This window comes from Herbaspirillum sp. (genome assembly GCF_035644555.1).
Taxonomy (GTDB): Bacteria; Pseudomonadota; Gammaproteobacteria; order Burkholderiales; family Burkholderiaceae_D; genus Herbaspirillum.
In genome coordinates this window covers 52,191-66,762 of the sequence record NZ_DASQOH010000071.1, presented here as the reverse complement: position 1 = coordinate 66,762, position 14,572 = coordinate 52,191, and the positions used below count along the sequence as shown (strand labels likewise).

Below are 14,572 nucleotides of genomic sequence, written 5' to 3'. Positions count from 1 at the left end.
TTTTGTTCGACGGGACGTGCAGAGGATAATAGAAAATTACTAACTATTACAACTGATTCTTACGTTTTTCCCGTAAGCGGCGTTGCGTTGTAGGATTCCTGGAAGTCGCACTGGTAAAGGGTTTCCGACGGCAGAGCTTAATTTCCTTGCGGACTTATTTGGCTACGGAAACTAAGTTTTTTTGAAATGCTGAATGCTTCCCGTCAGATGGAAATCGGGGCGGGAAAAAGCGCAGGAAGGAGGGGATCCGAGAATGGTCGAGCTGGAGCGTGGCCAAGCTCTGCAGTAGAAGGCTATATCTGCAGAGCCGGGCGGGAGGAATTACTTGAAGTGGTAGCTGAGGGCGATGATGGCGGTGTCATCGGTGTGGCGATGGATCAGCGGGCTGTCGCTCACGCTGTGGTCCAGCCACTTGCGGCGCCAGTGCAGGTTCAGGTGCCAGTCCGCGCTCAAGGGAAGCTCGGCCGCCAGTCCCAGGATGGGACTGGTCGAGGCACCAGCACGATATTGCCGCACGCCGCTGGCGGCCGATTCGCTGGCCGAGACGCCGAAGAAATAATCGTTGTAGCTGCCGCTGCGATGTTCCACACCCACCTCCGGATAGAAGCTCATCGGTCCGGCGTCGATCTGCGCTGCGTAGATGGCTTCGGCCAGGGTGCCGTGGGACTTGTTGAAGTCGCGGAAGACGTTGAGGAAGAAGGCGCCAAATGGCGTTTCCTGATAGGTGCCCAGGCCCAGCGGGATGGGGTCCGAGCGGCGATGTAGGCCATGGTCGGCATCGAAGCCTTCGAAATTGACGCGGCCGGCCAGTTCCAGGTAGCCATAGCCCAGGCGCGCGGTCTTGATGCCGAAAGTATCCACGCGGGCGAAGAAGCGGCCATAGTCAAAGTAGGCATAGGGCAGCACGTCGTTGCGGGCGTGCCGGTTCAGGCCGTTGCGGTCGAGTCGGTACATGCCGACACCGAGGTCGCCGGTGATGCGGTCATGCAGCTGCAGCGGATCGTTGCTGCTGTCGGTGGGGGCGGCTTGCTGGGCCAGGGCGGGCAGGGCACAGCAGGCCAGGGTCAGGGCGGCGAATATTGTTTTCATGATCGGCAATGATGGTGGAGGCAGATGGGCATTGTAGCGGTCGCCAGCGCGCCCCGGCGGCTCGCGTGCCGGGGCGGCTTGCCGGGTGCGGCCGGACAGCAACAGCGGCAATGATGCGACCACGCACAATGGCCTGCCATCGGGCAGGCCATTGTCGGCGCAGGTCGGCCTTCGTCAGCCGGTTCGTGCTTCTCAGGCTTCGGCGGCGACGAAGCCTCAGGACGCTTGCATCGGTGGATAGTCGGTATAACCTTCGGCGCCGCCACCATACAGCGTGGCCTGGTTCAGGCTGGCCAGCGGGGCGCCGGCCTTGAAACGTTCCACCAGGTCGGGGTTGGCGATGAAGGGGCGGCCGAAGGCCACCAGGTCGGCGAAATTGCGTTGCCGCGCCTTGACCGCCATCTCCAGGTCATAGCCGTTATTGGCGATGTAGAGGCCCTTGAACAGGTCGCGCAATACCTGCAGGTCGAAGCCGCCTTCCACCTCGCGCGGACCGCCGGTAGCCCCTTCCACGACGTGCAGGTAGACCAGCTTGTAGCGGTTCAATTGCTCCACCACGTAGCTGAATAGGGCCTTGGGGTCGCTGTCGGCAATGTCATTGGCCGGGCTGATCGGGGACAGGCGGATGCCCACGCGTTCGCTGGGGACCACCGAGGTGACGGCGGCCACCACTTCCAGCAGCAGGCGGGCGCGGTTTTCGATGCTGCCGCCATAGGCGTCGCTACGCTGGTTGGTCTTGTCGCGCAGGAACTGGTCCAGCAGGTAGCCGTTGGCGGCGTGGATTTCCACGCCGTCGAAGCCGGCCTGCATGGCGAGCTGGGCGGCGCTCTTGTATTGCTCGACGATAGCGGGCAGTTCCGAGAGTTCCAGTGCGCGCGGTTCGACGAAGGGTTTGAAGCCGCTTTCGGTGAAGGCATTGCCTTCGGGCTTGACGGCCGAAGGGGCCACCGGCAAGGCGTTGCCCGGCTGCAGATCGGGGTGGGAGATGCGGCCCACGTGCCACAGCTGCAGGAAGATCCGGCCACCCTTGGCATGCACGGCGTCGGTGACCTTCTTCCAGCCGGCCACCTGGGCCTGGTCGTAGATGCCGGGAGTCCAGGCGTAGCCCTTGCCCTGCGGCGAGATCTGGGTGGCCTCGGCGATGATCAGGCCGGCGCTGGCGCGCTGGGCGTAGTATTCGGCCGCCAGTGGCGTGGGGACATCGCCGGCCAGGGCGCGGCTGCGCGTAAGCGGGGCCATGACGATACGGTTCTGCAGCTGGACTGCGCCCAGTTGCATCGGCTTGAAGAGGTCACTGCTGGCGTGGACGTTGGCATTGGCATTAGTCATGCTGTTCCTTTCTTGTTGGCATTGAAGGGGACGACAGTGGTCGACCCTGTTACCGACCACGGCGGGTCGACAGCGTTCCGGAAATGGATCGACAGTCTAGACGGGAACTGCGTTGACTGCTGGTGAGCACCCCGCAGGAAGCGCCGTGCTTGCCAGAGGGCAATCTGTGAAAGAGGGCCGAAAAAAAACCACCGCTTGCGCGGTGGCCTTGTCAGCGCTGGGCCGGCAGGCGGGCCCGGTCGGCGGCCCGCCCGTGCCGCATCAGGCGCGTGCCGAGCGGGTGCGCGCCTGGTTCAGCAGCCAGGTGGTCAGCAGCGGCACCGGGCGGCCGGTGGCGCCCTTGGCCGCGCCGCTCTTCCAGGCGGTGCCGGCGATGTCCAGGTGCGCCCAGGTGTACTTGCGGGTGAAGCGCTCCAGGAAGCAGGCGGCGGTGACGCTGCCGGCGGGCTGACCGCCGATGTTGGCGATATCGGCGAAGTTGGACTTCAACTGCTCCTGGTAGACCTCCTGGATCGGCATGCGCCAGGCGGTGTCTCCACTTTCGCGACCCGCTGCCAGCAGACCATTGGCCAACTGGTCGTGGGCCTCGTCCTCACGGGTGAACAGGCCGGTGTTGTGATGGCCCAGGGCCACCACGCAGGCGCCGGTCAGGGTGGCGATGTCGATCACGGCGGCCGGCTTGAAGCGCTCCACGTAGGTCAGGGCGTCGCACAGGATCAGGCGGCCTTCGGCGTCGGTGTTGAGCACTTCGATGGTCTGGCCGGACATCGAGGTGACGATGTCGCCCGGCTTGGTGGCGCGGCCGGAGGGCATGTTCTCGCAGGTCGGGATGACGCCGATGACGTTCATCTTCAGGCCCAGTTCGGCGATGGTGCGGAAGGTGCCCAGTACGGAGGCGGCGCCGCACATGTCGTACTTCATTTCGTCCATGTTCAGGCCCGGCTTGAGCGAGATGCCGCCGGTATCGAAGGTGATGCCCTTGCCCACCAGCACTACCGGGGCGTCCTTGGACTTGCCGCCCAGGTGCTTCAATACGATGAACTTGGGCGGCTGGTCGCTGCCGTTGGTGACCGACAGGAAGCTGCCCATCTTGAGAGCTTCGAGCTGCTTGCGGTCCAGCACTTCCACGCCCAGCTTGAATTCCTTGGCCAGCTTCTTGGCGGTATTGGCCAGGTAGGTCGGGGTGCAGACATTGCCGGGCAGGTTGCCCAGTTCCTTGGTCAGCGCCATGCCGTTGGCTAGGGCCACGGCTTCGCCCAGGGCGGCCTTGGCGGTCACGCCGTCGGCGGCGTTCACCAGCAGGGTGATCTTCCTGACGCCAGTGGGAGCGGGGTCCTTCTTGCTCTTCAGGGTATCGGAACGATAGACCGCATCGCGGCCGGCCAGCACCACGTTGCGGATGGCCCAGGCCAGGTCGCGGCCCTTGATGCCATCGAAGGGCAGGGCCAGGGCGGCGTCGTCGCAGCCCAGGGTGGCCAGGCAGCGCACCAGGGCGGCGCTGGCGGCGGCAAAGCTCTTGTCGGCGATCTCTTCCTCGGCGCCCAGGCCCAGCAGCACGATGCGTTCGGCGGCGATGCCGGTGACGCCGCGCAGCAGCAGGGTCGAGCCCGGCTTGCCGGAAATGTCGCCCGACTTCAGCGCGGCGCTGATCGCGCCCAGCTTGTCCAGCGCCCCGGCTGCCTTGGACAGCTTGCGGTTTTCATAGATGCCAACGACCAGCGCGCCGGTCTTGACGGCGGTCACGGCGTTTTTTGCGTCCAATGTTTTTGTGCTAAAGTCCATCGTTCGTCCTTTGTATGAATTACCTGGCGATTATAGAGCCCATTTCGACGCCACGCGCGCGTGAGTTCGCGCCAGAGCGGCCAGTGCCGGATGCGTCGCAGGGCCAGGCCACCGATTCATTGACCCCGATACCAGAGACAATTCCAGCATTCCCATGATTTTCCAGCGCGCTCTGCGTCGCGAACTGACCAGCACCGCAGGTGGGGTCTTCACGACGCTGTTTACCATCACGCTGACCGTGATGCTGATCAAGATCCTCGGCCAGGCCGCCGGCGGCCAGGTGGCTTCGCAGGACGTGATCGCCCTGATCGGCTTCCAGTCCCTGAATTACATGCCCATCATCCTGATCCTGACCGGCTTCATCTCGGTCCTGCTGGTGATGACCCGCAGCTACCAGGATTCCGAGATCGTGGTCTGGTTCGCCTGCGGTCTGTCGCTTACGCGCTGGATCGTGCCGATACTGAAATTCGGCTGGCCCATCGTGGCCCTGGTGGCGGCCTTGTCCTTCGTGGTCACGCCCTGGGCCAATGAACAGAGCAGCGAATACCGCAGCCGCTTCGAGCAGCGCGAGGACATCGCGCGCGTCTCCCCCGGCAAGTTCCAGGAATCGGCCGCGGCCAACCGCATCTTCTTCGTCGAAGGCATTTCCGGCGACGCCTCCAAGGTGCGCAATATCTTCGTCAACACCATCAATGCCGACGGCAAGAACAGCGTGGTGGTGGCCAAGGAAGGCGAGACCGTCATCGATCCCGATGGCGAGAAGTTCGTGGTCATGAACAAGGGCCGCCGCTATGACGGTTCGCCCAGCCTGCCGGATTTCCAGATCGTCGACTTCGAACGCTATGGCCTGCTGATCGGCAACCAGTCGCAGGCGGCTGCCGGTGAGCGTTCGGCGCGGGCGTTGCAGATGGGGGAGCTGGTGGCCAAGAGCGACGGCTACGCGCGCGGCGAACTACTGTGGCGCATCGCCTTGCCGCTGATGGCACTGGCCCTGATGCTGCTGGCCATTCCGCTGTCCTTCGTGAACCCGCGTGCCGGCCGTTCGCTGGGGCTGCTGGTGGCGTTGCTGCTGTTCGTTGTCTACAGCAATACGGTCAGTGTTTTTCAGGCTTCGGTGGCGCAACAGCGCACCAGTTTCATGATGGCCTGGTGGCCGGTGCACGTGATCGTGGCGGCCCTGATCGTGGGTATGTTCGTGCTGCGCCTCAACATCAACCATCCCTATCATCCATCCCGGTTGTGGAGCCGTATGCGCCGCGCCATGACGTTCCAGCGCGAGGCCTGAGATGAGAGTCATCCAACGTTACTTCACTTCCGAGATCACGCGCTCGGTGCTGTTCGCGCTGGCCGCCTTCCTGGCGCTGTTCGCCTTCTTCGAAATGATGGGCCAACTGGAGCAGGTCGGCCGCAATGGCTACAAGCTGCAGGAGGCGGTGTTCTACGTGCTCATGGGCTTGCCCGGCAACGTCTATGAACTGATGCCCACGGCGGTGCTGATCGGCACCATCTATACCTTGTCGCAACTGGCGGCGCGCTCCGAATTCACTATCATGCGGGTCTCCAGCATGTCCACCGGCATGGCGGCCAAGGTGCTGTTGCGCATCGGCGTGGGCTTTGCTGTACTGACCATCGTCTTCGGCGAACTGATTGCGCCCAAGGCCAGCGAGTGGGCCGAGAAGCTCAAGCTGCAGGCCCAGGGGGCGTCGATGTCCTCACAGTTCCGCTCGGGCATGTGGGCCAAGGACGTGATCAAGGACAAGGGCCTGGAAGGCAACGTCACCGGCAGCCGCTTCATCAACATCCAGACCGTGCAGCCGGATGGCCGCATCGAGGGCGTCAAGCTCTATGAGCTGGATACCGACTTCCACATGGCTCGCATGATCACCGCCAAGTCCGGCATCTATGAAGGCAACCACCAGTGGGTGCTCAATGAGGTGGTGCAATCCGATTTCACTGGCGGCCGTGACCGCAAGATCACCGAGCCGGTCAAGACCGTCAAGACGGCGCAGATGAAGCTGGTCTCGGAGGTGACGCCGGAAATCCTCTCGGTGCTGTTCGCCGATCCGGACCGCATGTCGGCCTATGATCTGCTGGCCTATACCAAGCACCTGGAAGCCAACAACCAGCGCACCGATCGCTATGAAATCGCCTTCTGGAAGAAGATCGTCTACCCGCTGTCCATCTTCGTGATGCTGGCGCTGGCACTGCCCTTCGCCTACCTGCATTTCCGCGCCGGTGGCGTGAGCCTGAAGATCTTCACCGGCATCATGATCGGGGTGTGCTTCCAGCTGATCAACAGCCTCTTTTCGCACCTAGGCCTGCTCAATACCTGGCCGGCCTTCGTTACCGCCGCCCTGCCCAGCCTGTTGTTCATGGTGCTGGCGATAGGCGCGCTGTGGTGGGTGGAACGTACCTGATTTCGTCTCAACCTGAACCGACGTCCTTATGCAACAAAGCCTGATCCTCTTCGCCCATGGCGCCCGCGACCCGGCCTGGGCCGCACCCTTCGAACGTCTGCGCGCGCTGACCCGCGCAGCCATGCCGGTCGTCGGCGTGGAGCTGGCCTTCCTGGAACTGATGCAGCCCGACCTGCCCAGCGTGGTGGCGCAGCAGGTGGCCGCCGGCAGCCGGCGCGTGACGGTGATCCCGGTATTCCTGGGGCAGGGTGGCCATGTAAGGCGCGACCTGCCGCAATTGCTGGAGCAGTTGCGCCAGGCGCATCCGGAGGTGGAAATCCGCACCGTGCCGGCAGTGGGCGAGGATGAGGCCGTGTTGCAGGCGATTGCCACCTATTGCATCGGGACCTTGCAAAGCTGAGTAGTTCGCGCCACCGGCAGTACAGAAGAAAGATGGCCCGTCCTGAATGAACGGGCCATCTTCTTTTGGGGCAGTTGACCTGGCGGTGGCCGGATCAGAATAGGCGCGCGCCGTTCGGCACTGCCTGGTCGGGCTTGAAGAGCACCACCTCGCCCTGGGCATCGGGGAAGCCCAAGGTCAATACTTCGGACATGAACTTGCCGATCTGGCGCGGCGGGAAATTGACCACCGCCGCCACCTGCCGGCCTACCAGCTGGTCCGGTGTGTAATGCGCGGTGATCTGGGCGCTGCTCTGGCGCACGCCGATACCGGGCCCGAAGTCGATCTTCAGCTTGAAGGCCGGCTTGCGGGCTTCGGGAAAGGCGTCGGCGGCAAGGATGGTGCCGATGCGGATATCGACCTTGAGGAAGGCGTCGAAATCGATGGCGTCGGCGGCAGGGGCGTTGGTGTCGTGCAGGAGGTGCATGGCGTTCTCATTGACGGTCGGCCAGCGCCGGACCGATCATCACCAGCACCGGTCCGCTGCAGGCCTGCAGTCCGGCTTCCAGGCCGGCCAGTTGCAGGTGGTAGATATGCTGGTCGGGGCGGCTGCAGTTTTCCACCACCACCACCGGAGTATCGGGCGCATGGCCCAGCGCCAGCAAGCGTTGCGCGGTGGCCGTGGCTTCGCGGCCGCCCATGTACTGCACCAGCGTATCGCCATTGGGCATGCGCACTTCATCCGGTTCATCCACCCCCGTGCTCGATGTGAACAGGGAGACGCTGCGGGCAATCCCGCGCCGCGTCAGGGGACGCTTGGCAGCCGAGGCGGCGGCCAGGGCAGCGGTGATCCCGGGGACGATTTCGTAGGGAATGTGATGGGCTTCCAGCGCCCGCATTTCCTCGTCGGCGCGACCGAAGAGCATGGGGTCGCCACCCTTGAGGCGCACCACGCGGCGGTATTGCTGGGCAGCTTCCACCAGTTTCTGGTTGATGACCGGCTGGGCGGTGGAGCGCTGGCCGCTGCGCTTGCCCACCGACACCTGCACCGCCTGCGGACACAGGGCCAGGATTTCTTCGGTGACCAGGGCGTCGTGCAGCACGATGTCGGCCTGCGCCAGCAGGCGCGCGGCGCGCACCGTCAAGAGGTCAGCCGCGCCGGGGCCGGAGCCGATCAGCCACACCTGGCCCGGATGGTCCGGGCTGGGTGCGGGAGTGTCGGAAGAGGATGGGTTTGCTGCCTGTTCGGTGGCCATGGCCTTGCTACAAGGTACGATTGCGGATCGAAGGAAAATCAGTCGATCCGAATCATACCAGCGGCGACCGTCTGGTGGCTCACTTCGTCGATCAGGATGAAGGCGCCGGTGGCGCGGATATCCTGATAGGCATCGGCGGCGATGGGCTGCTGCACGTTGACGCTGATGCGGGCGATGTCGTTGAGCTTCAGGGTCTCGGCCGGGCGGCGTTCCTGGGTGTTGATGTCCAGCAGCGTATCGACCTTGGCCACCCGTGCCGCCACCTGCTTGGTGGTGTGCTTGAGCCAGTACTTGCGGCGCAGGTCCAGCGGTTCCTCGGAGAGCCAGCAGACGTCGGCGTTGACGGTCTTGAGGATGGTCGAGGGCTGGGCGGCGGCGGCCAGCAGGTCGCCGCGCGAGATGTCCAAATATTCGTCCAGCAGGATGGTCACTGACTGGCCGGCCGTGGCCGATTCCAAGGAGCCGTCCAGGGTCTGTATGTCCTTGACCGTCGCGCTCTGGCCGCTGGGCAGCACCACCAGCTTGTCCCCCTTGGCGACCTTGCCGGCTTCGATGCGGCCCATGTAGCCACGGAAGTCATTGGCTTCGTGACCGTTGTGGCGCGCCACCAACTGCACCGGGAAGCGGAAGGCTTCCTCGTGGGCGTCTTCGTAGACCGAGAGCGACTCCAGCAGGGTGATCAGGGTCGGGCCCTGGTACCAGGACAGGCGCTCGCTGGCAGTGACCACGTTGTCACCGGCCAGGGCCGACAGCGGAATGGCGTGCACATCCTTCAGGCCCAGTTGCTGGGCGAACTGCTGGTAGGCGCCGACGATGCGGTCGTAGACGGTCTGGTCGTAATCCACCAGGTCCATCTTGTTGACGGCCACGATCACGTGCTGGATCTGCAGCAGGTGGGCGATGGTGGAGTGGCGCTTGGTCTGGGTCAGCAGTTCCACGCTGCCATCGTCGCCCAGCTTCACCTTGGAGACGTCCACCAGGATGATCACCGCGTCGGCCGTGGAGGCGCCGGTGACCATGTTGCGGGTGTACTGCTCGTGGCCCGGGGTATCGGCGATGATGAACTTGCGCTTGGGCGTGGCGAAGTAGCGGTAGGCCACGTCGATGGTGATGCCTTGTTCGCGCTCGGCTTCCAGGCCATCGGTGAGCAGCGACAGGTCCACCGTGTCGCCCACGGTGCGCTTGTGCTTGGCGCGCGAGATGGCGTCGAGCTGGTCGGCGAAGATGCCCTTGCTGTCGAACAGCAGGCGGCCGATCAGGGTGCTCTTGCCATCGTCCACGGAGCCGGCGGTGATGAAGCGCAGCAGGCCGCGTTCGTGCGCGGGCGCGGCGGCGTTGGCCAGTTGTTCTTGGGTTGCGGCGGCGTTCATCAGAAATATCCTTCCTTCTTGCGTTTTTCCATCGAGGCTTCGGACGTCTGGTCGTCCATGCGGGTGGCGCCGCGCTCGGTAATCTGGGTCACTGCGGTCTCGGCGATGATGGCTTCCACGGAAGCGGCGTCAGAGGAGACCGGGCAGGTGCAGGAGATGTCGCCCACGGTGCGGAAACGCACCACCTGCTTTTCCACGGTCTCGCCTTCGCGGGCCGGGGTCAGGTCAGTCAGTGGCACCAAAAGGCCATTGCGCGGGATCACTTCACGCTCGTGGGCGAAGTAGATCGAGGGCAGGGCCAGCTTCTCGCGGGCGATGTATTGCCACACGTCCAGTTCGGTCCAGTTGGAGATGGGGAAGACGCGCATGTTCTCGCCCGGATGCACGCGGGTGTTATACAGGTCCCACAGCTCGGGGCGCTGGGCCTTGGGGTTCCATTGGCCGAATTCGTCGCGGAAGGAGAAGATGCGTTCCTTGGCACGGGCCTTTTCCTCGTCGCGGCGCGCGCCGCCGATACAGGCGTCGAACTTGAATTCCTCGATGGTTTCCAGCAGCGTCACCGCCTGGGCCGCATTGCGCGAATCGGTCAGCGGATTGCGCAGGCGCACGGTGCCGCGCTTGATCGAGTCTTCCACCGAACGCACCACCAGGCGCTCGCCCAGTTCAGCGGCGCGGCGGTCACGGAATTCGATCACTTCCGGGAAGTTATGGCCGGTGTCGATGTGGACCAGCGGGAAGGGGAACTTGCCCGGGCGGAAGGCCTTCTCGGCGATGCGCAGCAGTACCACCGAGTCTTTGCCGCCGGAGAACAGCAGCGCCGGGTTGCTGCACTCGGCCGCGACCTCGCGCATGATGTGGATGGCTTCCGATTCCAGCCAGTCGAGGTGACGGTTGCTGGCGTTGTCCAAAAAGAGTTTGTCTACCGCTGTGTTCATGCCGGGCTTTCCGTTGCTTTGCTTGTTGTGGCTTTGATTGTTGCTCTGGTTGAATTCTTGATCAGCCCGCTGCGTGTGCCTTGATGCGCACCAGCTTGCCATCGACCACGTGCAGGCCGCATTCCTTGGAATCCGGGTTCTCCCACCACCAGCGGCCGGCACGGATGTCTTCGCCGGGCTGGATGGCGCGGGTACAGGGCTCGCAGCCGATGGACGGGTAACCCTGGTCATGCAGCGGGTTGTAGGGCACGTCGTTGGCGCGGATGTAGTCCCAGACGTCCTGTTCCGACCAGTCGGCCAGGGGATTGAATTTCTCCATGCCGTGGGCGTCATCGCGTTCCTGCACGTGCAGTTCGGCGCGCGTGACCGATTGCGCGCGGCGCTGGCCGGTGACCCAGGAAGCCTTGCCCTGTAGGGCGCGATTGAGCGGCTCCATCTTGCGGATGTGGCAGCACTCCTTGCGCAGTTCCACGCTGTCGTAGAAAGCGTTGGCGCCGTTTTTCTGCACGTAGGCTTCTACCGCCTCGGGCTGCGGACGGTAGGGTGCGACTTCGTAATCGTAGGTCTCGCGGATGCGGTCCAGCATGCCCACGGTTTCCTTGTGCAGGCGGCCGGTTTCCAGGGTGAAGATGCTGATCTTGTCCTGCAGCTTGCCGCGCAGGATCAGGTCGGTCAGCACCATGTCTTCGGCCGCCAGGCTGGAGGCCAGCGCCGCCGGAGCGTACTCGGCGGCGATGCGTTCCAGCGTGGCCTGGGTCTTGGCGATCAGTTCTTGCAAGCCTGGGTTAGCCATGGGCTGTCCTTCCTTGTCCAATAGGGCCGTTCAGTCGGCGGCTTGCACCGCTTCGCGCTTGACGCGGCGGAACAGCGGGTTCTTCTCGTCCCAGGAGGTCTGGTACTTCTCGGAGAAGTCGGTCAGGCCCTTGACGGCGTCATGGATGTTCTTGTCGGCGCGCACGGCAAAGGCATCGAAGCCCACGCGCTGCATGTAGAACAGCTGGTCGCGCAGCACGTCGCCGATGGCGCGCAGCTCGCCGGCATAGCCCAGGCGGGCGCGCAGGTTGTAGGCGATGGAATAGCCGCGGCCGTCAGCGAACTTGGGGAAGTCCACGGCGACCACCCGGAAATTCTCCAGCTGGCCCTTCAGCTCTTCGGCGCGCTCGTCGCTGGCCAGCCAGACGCCGATCTCGGGGCGCGACTTGAGTGCCTCGCCCTGTGCCTGCCAGACCTTCAGCGGCACGATCACGCGGCCTTCGGGGATGGTCACGCTCTCTGCGCTCTCGCCTTCAGCCAGGCGCAGCACGCTCCAGTCGTCACTGACGACGGTCTTGTTCTTGATGATTTCAGGCATTGGCGTCTTCTCCTGCGACATATTCGGCCGAACGGATCGGCGTTGCGTATACGAATTCCTTGAACGGGGTCACACCGATGCGGCGCACGGTATCGATGAAGCGTTCTTCCTCATTGCGCTGCTGCACGTAGACCTGCAGCAGGCGATCGATCACGGTAGGCATCTGGGTGGCCGAGAACGAGGGGCCGATGATCTTGCCGATCGAGGACTCGTTGCCCTGGGCACCGCCCAGCGAGACCTGGTACCACTCGGAACCGTCCTTGTCCACGCCCAGGATGCCGATGTTGCCCACGTGGTGGTGACCGCAGGCGTTGATGCAGCCGGAGATGTTGAGTTCGATGTCGCCGATGTCGTGCTGGAAATCGATGTTCTCGAACTTCTCTGCGATGGCCTGGGCGATCGGGATCGACTTGGCATTGGCCAGCGAGCAGAAATCGCCACCGGGGCAGCAGATGATGTCGGTCAACAGGCCAATGTTGGGCGTAGCCAGGCCGTGCGACTTGGCGGCCTTCCACAGCGCATACAGTTCGGACTGCTTGACGTCGGCCAGCACCAGGTTCTGTTCGTGGGTCACGCGCAGTTCGCCGAAGCTGTACTGGTCGGCCAGGTCGGCGGCGAAGTTCATCTGGTCAGCCGTGATGTCGCCCGGGGGCACGCCCGGCTTCTTCAGCGACAGCAGCACGGCGGCATAGCCGGGCTTCTTGTGCGCCTTGACGTTGCGCTTGATCCAGTTGGCAAAGCCACGGTCTTCTGCCTTCAGACGTTCATATTCCGCATCCACGGCAGGAAGGTTTTCATAGGCCGGGTCGGTGAAGAACTTGGCCACGCGCTGCAGTTCTTCCTCGGTCAGGGTGGAGGGGCCGTCCTTGATGTCGGCCCATTCGGCCTCGACCTGGCGCGCAAACTCCTCGGGGCCGATGGCCTTGACCAGGATCTTGATGCGGGCCTTGTACATGTTGTCGCGGCGGCCATGCTGGTTGTAGACGCGCAGGATGGCTTCCAGGTAGGACATGGCGTGCTTCCAGGGCAGGAAGTCGCGGATGACACTGCCCAGGATCGGGGTGCGGCCCATGCCGCCGCCGACCAGCACGCGGAAGCCCACTTCGCCGGCCTCGTTCTTGATCACGTGCAGGCCGATGTCGTGCACGGCGGTGGCAGCACGGTCTTCGGCCGCGCCGCTGATGGCGATCTTGAACTTGCGCGGCAGGTAGGCGAACTCGGGGTGGAAGGTGCTCCACTCGCGGATCAGTTCGGCGTACGGGCGCGGGTCCACGATCTCGTCGGCGGCCACGCCGGCCAGCTCGTCCGAGGTAGTGTTGCGGATGCAGTTGCCGGAGGTCTGGATGGCGTGCATTTCCACGCTGGCCAGCTCTTCCAGGATTTCCGGGGATTCTTCCAGCTTGATCCAGTTGAACTGGATGTTCTGGCGGGTGGTGAAGTGGCCATAGCCGCGGTCGTACTTGACGGCGATCTCGGCGAACTTGCGCAGTTGCTTGGAGGCCAGCATGCCGTAGGGGATGGCGATGCGCAGCATGTAGGCATGGCGTTGCAGGTACAGGCCATTTTGCAGGCGCAGGATGCGGAATTCGTCTTCGGCCAGCTCATCCGACAGGCGCCGACGCACCTGGTCCCGGTATTGTGCGACTCGCTCTTTGACGATCAGGTGATCGTATTGGTCATAGCGGTACATCTTGTTTTCCCTGTTAACGTCTTGATGGGCGACCCGTGAAGCAAGGTGCGCCCGATTGAAAATCAGCCTACCAAATCAGCTTGACTGCAACGCTCGTCAGCGTAATGGCCAGCAGGCCACGCAAGAATTTCTCCGGCACCGCCCGCGCCGCGAGCGAACCGATGGTGATGCCCGGTACCGACCCCAGCAGCAGGGTGGCCAGCAATTCCCAGTTGATCGACCCCAGCCACCAGTGACCCAGTGCGGCAATGGCGGTCAGCGGGACGGCATAGGCGATGTCGGTGCCGGCGATCTCGGCCGGCGTCAGGCGAGGATACAGCAAGACCAGCAAGGTCGCGCCCACCGCACCGGCGCCGATGGAGGAGATGGTCACCAGCGTGCCCAGCAGGACGCCGGCGGCAATGGTGGCGTTGGACAGGGTAGCGCCTTGCAGCTGGCGTTGCGGGTTGGCATTGAGCCAGGCCTGCATGCGCGAGCGGAACAGCAGCGCGATCACGGTCAGGAACACCGAGATGGCGATCGAATAACGGATGGTCAGGGCGATACCCTCGCTGACGGCGCCGAAATGCTTCAGCAGCAGCGTGGTCACCAGCGCGGCAGGCAGGGCGCCATAGGACAGGCGGCGCACCACATCCCAGCGCACCGTGCCCTTGAAACGATGGGCCAGGGTGCCGGCGGTCTTGGTGGCCGAGGCAAAGGCCAGGTCGGTGCCGACCGCCACGGAAGGGTGGATACCGAACAGCAAGGTCAGCAGAGGCGTCATGAGCGAGCCGCCACCGACCCCGGTCAGTCCGACCAGCAGTCCTACGGCAAATCCGCTTACTACATAAGAAACAGTCATAACACCTCGCCCATTAGTCTGCGAATCGTAATAAACTTATGCTTCAAACCAAACTACATAGTATTTATTTGCTTATATACGCCTTTGGCATATGGAAATGCGGCAAATGAGGCAGGCGCACGTCGCAAACACA

General features: G+C 63.7%; 14 protein-coding genes. 3 read left to right on the top strand and 11 right to left on the bottom strand.

Translation table 11 applies throughout. From position 1 onward, the window contains the following. Positions 1-321 precede the first annotated feature (321 nt). From VE092_RS20195 to VE092_RS20185, 3 genes are all read right to left on the bottom strand, one after another. Positions 322-1,089: a MipA/OmpV family protein gene (locus tag VE092_RS20195; RefSeq protein ID WP_324879764.1), complete on the bottom strand. Its 768-nt coding sequence runs from the start codon at positions 1,087-1,089 to the stop codon at positions 322-324. A 216-nt stretch (positions 1,090-1,305) separates the two neighbouring features. Beyond that, positions 1,306-2,418 carry an alkene reductase gene (locus VE092_RS20190; RefSeq protein ID WP_324879763.1) on the bottom strand — a complete coding sequence of 371 codons (1,113 nt, stop codon included), beginning with the start codon at positions 2,416-2,418 and terminating at the stop codon, positions 1,306-1,308. Between the two features lie 261 nt (positions 2,419-2,679). Then, positions 2,680-4,200: a leucyl aminopeptidase gene (locus VE092_RS20185; RefSeq protein WP_324879762.1), complete on the bottom strand. Its 1,521-nt coding sequence runs from the start codon at positions 4,198-4,200 to the stop codon at positions 2,680-2,682. Between the two features lie 154 nt (positions 4,201-4,354). Between VE092_RS20185 and lptF the strand changes: the two genes are divergently transcribed. Genes lptF through VE092_RS20170 form a run of 3 tightly spaced genes read left to right on the top strand, consistent with a single transcriptional unit; the run spans position 4,355 to position 7,017 of the window. Further along, entirely contained in the window at positions 4,355-5,485 is a 1,131-nt protein-coding gene (gene lptF / locus VE092_RS20180) for an LPS export ABC transporter permease LptF (RefSeq protein ID WP_324879761.1), read from the top strand. A 1-nt stretch (position 5,486) separates the two neighbouring features. Beyond that, positions 5,487-6,617 carry an LPS export ABC transporter permease LptG gene (lptG, locus tag VE092_RS20175; protein WP_324879760.1) on the top strand — a complete coding sequence of 377 codons (1,131 nt, stop codon included), beginning with the start codon at positions 5,487-5,489 and terminating at the stop codon, positions 6,615-6,617. Between the two features lie 28 nt (positions 6,618-6,645). After that, positions 6,646-7,017, top strand: a complete 372-nt coding sequence (locus VE092_RS20170) for a CbiX/SirB N-terminal domain-containing protein (protein ID WP_324879759.1) — start codon at positions 6,646-6,648, stop codon at positions 7,015-7,017. A 94-nt stretch (positions 7,018-7,111) separates the two neighbouring features. Here VE092_RS20170 and VE092_RS20165 read toward each other — a convergent pair whose 3' ends face one another. The 8 genes from VE092_RS20165 to VE092_RS20130 all read right to left on the bottom strand — a co-directional run bounded on the left by VE092_RS20165 (position 7,112) and on the right by VE092_RS20130 (position 14,439). Further along, positions 7,112-7,483: a tRNA-binding protein gene (locus VE092_RS20165; RefSeq protein WP_324879758.1), complete on the bottom strand. Its 372-nt coding sequence runs from the start codon at positions 7,481-7,483 to the stop codon at positions 7,112-7,114. A 7-nt stretch (positions 7,484-7,490) separates the two neighbouring features. Continuing rightward, the gene (gene cobA, locus VE092_RS20160; protein WP_324879757.1) at positions 7,491-8,252 is read right to left on the bottom strand and encodes a uroporphyrinogen-III C-methyltransferase; all 762 of its coding nucleotides are present in this window, start codon (positions 8,250-8,252) and stop codon (positions 7,491-7,493) included. 38 nt (positions 8,253-8,290) lie between these two features. Continuing rightward, a complete protein-coding gene (locus VE092_RS20155; RefSeq protein ID WP_324879756.1) occupies positions 8,291-9,622 on the bottom strand; it encodes a sulfate adenylyltransferase subunit 1 in 1,332 nt (443 codons plus the stop codon). Beyond that, a complete protein-coding gene (gene cysD / locus VE092_RS20150) occupies positions 9,622-10,557 on the bottom strand; it encodes a sulfate adenylyltransferase subunit CysD (RefSeq protein WP_006465662.1) in 936 nt (311 codons plus the stop codon). Before cysD ends, VE092_RS20155 begins: the two co-directional genes overlap by 1 nt. A 61-nt stretch (positions 10,558-10,618) precedes the next feature. Continuing rightward, entirely contained in the window at positions 10,619-11,350 is a 732-nt protein-coding gene (locus VE092_RS20145) for a phosphoadenylyl-sulfate reductase (protein WP_324879755.1), read from the bottom strand. Positions 11,351-11,380: 30 nt separating this feature from the next. Then, the gene (locus VE092_RS20140) at positions 11,381-11,908 is read right to left on the bottom strand and encodes a DUF934 domain-containing protein (RefSeq protein ID WP_006465660.1); all 528 of its coding nucleotides are present in this window, start codon (positions 11,906-11,908) and stop codon (positions 11,381-11,383) included. Then, positions 11,901-13,598 carry a nitrite/sulfite reductase gene (locus VE092_RS20135; protein ID WP_324879754.1) on the bottom strand — a complete coding sequence of 566 codons (1,698 nt, stop codon included), beginning with the start codon at positions 13,596-13,598 and terminating at the stop codon, positions 11,901-11,903. The genes VE092_RS20140 and VE092_RS20135 overlap by 8 nt, the downstream gene beginning before the upstream one ends. Positions 13,599-13,665: 67 nt before the next feature. Further along, entirely contained in the window at positions 13,666-14,439 is a 774-nt protein-coding gene (locus tag VE092_RS20130) for a sulfite exporter TauE/SafE family protein (protein ID WP_006465658.1), read from the bottom strand. Positions 14,440-14,572: the final 133 nt, after the last annotated feature.

Excerpts from the sequence above, each read along its gene's own strand:
- VE092_RS20155 (WP_324879756.1), bottom strand. The coding sequence starts at position 9,622 with ATGAACGCCGCCGCAACCCAAGAACAACTGGCCAACGCCGCCGCGCCC.
- VE092_RS20190 (WP_324879763.1), bottom strand. The coding sequence starts at position 2,418 with ATGACTAATGCCAATGCCAACGTCCACGCCAGCAGTGACCTCTTCAAG.
- lptF (WP_324879761.1), top strand. The coding sequence starts at position 4,355 with ATGATTTTCCAGCGCGCTCTGCGTCGCGAACTGACCAGCACCGCAGGT.
- cobA (WP_324879757.1), bottom strand. The coding sequence starts at position 8,252 with ATGGCCACCGAACAGGCAGCAAACCCATCCTCTTCCGACACTCCCGCA.
- VE092_RS20135 (WP_324879754.1), bottom strand. The coding sequence starts at position 13,598 with ATGTACCGCTATGACCAATACGATCACCTGATCGTCAAAGAGCGAGTC.
- VE092_RS20130 (WP_006465658.1), bottom strand. The coding sequence starts at position 14,439 with ATGACTGTTTCTTATGTAGTAAGCGGATTTGCCGTAGGACTGCTGGTC.
- VE092_RS20170 (WP_324879759.1), top strand. The coding sequence starts at position 6,646 with ATGCAACAAAGCCTGATCCTCTTCGCCCATGGCGCCCGCGACCCGGCC.
- cysD (WP_006465662.1), bottom strand. The coding sequence starts at position 10,557 with ATGAACACAGCGGTAGACAAACTCTTTTTGGACAACGCCAGCAACCGT.
- VE092_RS20195 (WP_324879764.1), bottom strand. The coding sequence starts at position 1,089 with ATGAAAACAATATTCGCCGCCCTGACCCTGGCCTGCTGTGCCCTGCCC.
- VE092_RS20165 (WP_324879758.1), bottom strand. The coding sequence starts at position 7,483 with ATGCACCTCCTGCACGACACCAACGCCCCTGCCGCCGACGCCATCGAT.
- VE092_RS20185 (WP_324879762.1), bottom strand. The coding sequence starts at position 4,200 with ATGGACTTTAGCACAAAAACATTGGACGCAAAAAACGCCGTGACCGCC.
- VE092_RS20145 (WP_324879755.1), bottom strand. The coding sequence starts at position 11,350 with ATGGCTAACCCAGGCTTGCAAGAACTGATCGCCAAGACCCAGGCCACG.
- VE092_RS20140 (WP_006465660.1), bottom strand. The coding sequence starts at position 11,908 with ATGCCTGAAATCATCAAGAACAAGACCGTCGTCAGTGACGACTGGAGC.
- lptG (WP_324879760.1), top strand. The coding sequence starts at position 5,487 with ATGAGAGTCATCCAACGTTACTTCACTTCCGAGATCACGCGCTCGGTG.